The 4,089-nt window shown below is 45.1% G+C and carries 3 protein-coding genes and 1 rRNA gene; all 4 read right to left on the bottom strand.

Annotated elements, in window-relative coordinates:
• Positions 1-793, bottom strand: a 16S ribosomal RNA gene (locus Q0277_RS08635); the annotation flags it as partial.
• Positions 794-1,354: 561 nt separating this feature from the next.
• Positions 1,355-2,374, bottom strand: a complete 1,020-nt coding sequence (gene selD / locus Q0277_RS08630) for a selenide, water dikinase SelD (RefSeq protein WP_297997287.1) — start codon at positions 2,372-2,374, stop codon at positions 1,355-1,357.
• Positions 2,374-2,970 (bottom strand): sulfurtransferase-like selenium metabolism protein YedF, encoded by a 597-nt coding sequence (gene yedF / locus Q0277_RS08625; protein WP_297997285.1) that lies wholly within the window; start codon positions 2,968-2,970, stop codon positions 2,374-2,376. Before yedF ends, selD begins: the two co-directional genes overlap by 1 nt.
• Before the next feature lie 84 nt (positions 2,971-3,054).
• Positions 3,055-4,014, bottom strand: a complete 960-nt coding sequence (locus tag Q0277_RS08620; protein WP_297997284.1) for a formate dehydrogenase subunit gamma — start codon at positions 4,012-4,014, stop codon at positions 3,055-3,057.
• Positions 4,015-4,089: the final 75 nt, after the last annotated feature.

Below are 4,089 nucleotides of genomic sequence, written 5' to 3'. Positions count from 1 at the left end.
TCGTTTAGGGCGTGGACTACCAGGGTATCTAATCCTGTTTGCTCCCCACGCTTTCACGCATTAGCGTCAGTTAAGTTCCAGCAGATCGCCTTCGCAATAGGTATTCTTCTTGATATCTACGGATTTTACCCCTACACCAAGAATTCCATCTGCCTCTCCCTTACTCTAGATTATCAGTTTCCCAAGCAGTTTAACGGTTGAGCCGTTAGATTTCACAAGAGACTTGATAATCCGCCTACGCGTCCTTTACGCCCAGTGATTCCGAGTAACGCTTGCACCCTCCGTATTACCGCGGCTGCTGGCACGGAGTTAGCCGGTGCTTATTCGTTAGGTACCGTCATTATTCTTCCCTAACAAAAGGAGTTTACGCTCCGAAAAGTGTCATCCTCCACGCGGCGTTGCTGCGTCAGGGTTTCCCCCATTGCGCAATATTCCCTACTGCTGCCTCCCGTAGGAGTTTGGACCGTGTCTCAGTTCCAATGTGACTGATCATCCTCTCAGACCAGTTACGCGTCATAGCCTCGGTAGGCCGTTACCCCACCGACTAGCTGATACGATATAGTCTCATCCCTTGCCGAAATTCTTTCCCGATTTATCTTATGGTAAAAAGGAGTATGGAGTATTAGCAGTCATTTCTAACTGTTGTCCTCCAGCAAGGGGCAGATTAGCTATATATTACTCACCCGTGCGCCACTAAATTTAAAAGAGCAAGCTCTTTTAAATTCCGTTCGACTTGCATGTATTAGGCACGCCGCCAGCGTTCACTCTGAGCCAGGATCAAACTCTCCATATTTATACTTCTCGCAACGGCAAAGCCGTTACTGCGAGCGGGAGCTTTCGCTCCCTGCACCCACCTAAAGCTACAAAGATTTGCGAAAAAATAAGTTTTTCACAAATCATAAATTTCTAAGGATAGCATTAAAACCGAAGCTTGGCTCAGGTCTTATTCTGCGTCTTAAATTTAATCTATGATTTAAACTCTTTATACTTATACAGGTAGATACGATTATGAAGTTTTTAATCTAAAAACTTTATGTTTTTGTAACATCGTTTTTATGGATAGATTTAGTTTAAAGCTAGATGCTAATTAGATATTCGTTACAGACGTAAAGAATTCTCTAAATTTCGATCCGGCGATCTAAATCTTAATCCATAGGCTCAATCGATCACTTGTTTAGATTTCAAAGATTGACTAAAGATATTTGTTTTTAACAGTTAAAATTTTAAAAAACGCGTTCGCTAAAAGGCTAAAACTACTAGGACTTAAGAGTTAAGAAAGCAGGTTCGGCTCGGTGCGAAACAGAATTGTGATTATACAAGAGCGATGCTTAAAGGGGGCTGAATAGAAAAGATTTTAAACTAAATAAATTTTATGTTCGGCATGTGCTATTACTTCGCCGATGATAGTGCTACTAGCGTAGCCTGCGTTTTTTAAATTTACAAGCGCTCGCGCCGCGTCCTTTTCCGCTACGGCAAGCAGAAGTCCGCCGCTAGTTTGCGCATCGCAAAGCGTTATGTCTGGCTCAGAATCGACGCCCGGTGCGATAAATTTCAAATTTTTATAGCTTCCAGCAGGGATCAGTCCCTCATCAAGGCATTTGAGAGCGCTTTTTAGAAGCGGAATTTTGCTAGGATAAATTTTAAAGCTCACGCTCTCATTTATCATCTCAAGGGCGTGTCCAAGCAACCCGAAGCCCGTCACGTCGGTCGCGGCATGTATTTTTAGACCCGCTAGCGCGCCCACAGTATAAAAATTTAACAAAATCATGCTCTCTATCGCATCACGAAATTCTTCAAATTTAAGAAATTTCGCCTTAATGGCCGTAGCGATAATGCCCGTGCCGAGGGGTTTTGTTAGGATCAGCAGGTCGCCTTCGCGCGCTGTATTATTGCTCCAAAATTTACGCGGATTCACGCGCCCCGTGACGCTAAGTCCGTAATAAATTTCGGGAGTAGAGATGGTGTGTCCGCCCACCAAGACCCCTCCGCACTCTTTGATCTTATCTTTGCCACCGCGCAGAATTTCGCGCAGAATTTCGTTTGAGAAATGACAATCATCAAAACCCACGATGTTTAGGGCGTTTATCACTTCGCCGCCCATTGCAAATACGTCGCTTAGGGAGTTTGCTGCCGCGATCTGTCCGAAGATAAACGGATCGTCCACCAAAGGGGTGATAAAATCGAGCGTCTGCACTAGCGCAAGATCGTCATTTATGCGAAATACGCTCGCATCTTCGTTGCTGCAGATTGACGAAAGTAGGCTTGCATTAGGCTCGATTAAATTTCCAAGATTTTCGGTTAGACCCGCCGGGTCAAGCTTGGCGGCTCAACCGGCGGCTGCAATAAATTTGGTGAGGTTAAAATCTCTGTAGATCATAGTTTGATTACTTCGTATTTTGATAGAACGTCCATGATTTCGTATGCATTTGAAATCTCGCCGATCGCGAGCTTATCGACTAGTTTGTAGCTCTCCAGACAGCTTCCGCAGCTTAAAATTTCGGCCCCCGCTTCGTTTAGCTTTTTGATTGCCTCAAAGCATTCGTGGCCGCGATTTGTGGTTATATGCACGGCGTTGTTTACGCAGATCACCTTCACTGGCTTTTCGTCTAAATTTAGCGCCGCGCCTAAAAATTTAGCAAGCAGGCTCTTTCCGATCGGGCCGCTTCCGCACTGCTCTTCGTTTAGAAATATCACCTTGCCTCTTTTTGGCGCCGTTACGCCGCAATAAATATCGTCGATATTTGTATCTTTCAGCTCGTCCGTTTTTACGGTTTTTATAAGCGTATCGGCGCCCGCTTGTGAAATTTGCGCTTCAAAGCCGTTTTTGGCTAAAAAGCGCTTTATATTTTCGCGCGGCGCTACGTCGTTTACTAAAATTTCTAAACTCTCTGCGATTTTTAGCTCACCGAGGGCTTTTTTGGTGCGCAAAAGCGGCTCCGGGCAATTTAAATTGCGACAATCTAGTTGCATATGTAATCCTTAAAAATAAAATTCTTTGAACCTCAAAGCTAATGCGAGCCGCACGCAAGCAGACCCGCATAAAATTTACCCAAGTTATAAGCGCGGGTACTTCGCTTCAAATTGCGATTTAGCGATCTGCCCTTTATCGAGCAGCTCGCGATACCAGTAGTGGTGAAGTACGTAAACTTCCTCCTCCGGCTTGTGTCCGTCGATCATCGAGTGGATGGCTCCGCTGATCGCAAAGACCGCCATATAGATATGCACAAGCAAAAATACCGCGCAGACCGCGCCCAAAAAATTATGAATAATCGCGCTTGCTCTTAAAATTTCGATCTGACTCATACCTAGCGCACTTCTCATCGCAGGGATATCGTAGTCTAAGAAAAACATCGACGCGCCCGTGGCTATCATCACTATGCCGCCTAAAGTCGCGACCCAAAACCACGCTTTTTGGCCGGCGTTAAATTTACCCGCGGGAATCGTGCGCTTCTTTTTGCTTAAATAGCCGCCCACGATCATCATCCATTTGATATCGTAAGCTCGCGGTAGCATACGCCAAAACCATGTCACTAGCATAGGCATAACGGCGATCGCAAAGGCTATCGTAGCTAGTCCGTGAGCGTTTTTACAAAATCTCACGAAAGTGCCACCGCCAAATTCTTCGCCAAACATCATAATTAAGCCGGTAGGAACCAAGATCGCCCATGCGACGGCTGCTACGAGATGATACAAGCGCTCAAATTTATTAAATGCATAGATCGGCTTGCCGGCGTGATGATCAAAGTGCTTCGGCCCTATGATCGCGTAGTGCCCAATAAAAGCTATGATTACGCCCAAAACCGCGCCCAGCGCCAACCAAGCAAAAAAGCCCGAGCTTTGCAGATGTCCTTGAAATTGCAGAAAAATCGGACCGAAGCCGTTGCCGTAGCTATCGATGTTTTCAAGCCTTGCATTGCCCCAAACATCGCTATTTCCCTGCACGATATCGGCATATTTTTTCTCCTCCGCCTGCGCATAAATACAGGCAAAAAGCGCGAGAAACAATCTTTTCATGGATTTCCTTAGATATAAAATTCAAGCCGATTATATCATTTTTTGCAAAAAATTTTCTTACAAAGCAAAATTACA

This window comes from uncultured Campylobacter sp., from assembly GCF_938030815.1.
GTDB lineage: Bacteria > Campylobacterota > Campylobacteria > Campylobacterales > Campylobacteraceae > Campylobacter_B.
Note: the sequence above shows the minus strand (reverse complement) of the source record. Positions and strands in the feature narration are given on the sequence as shown.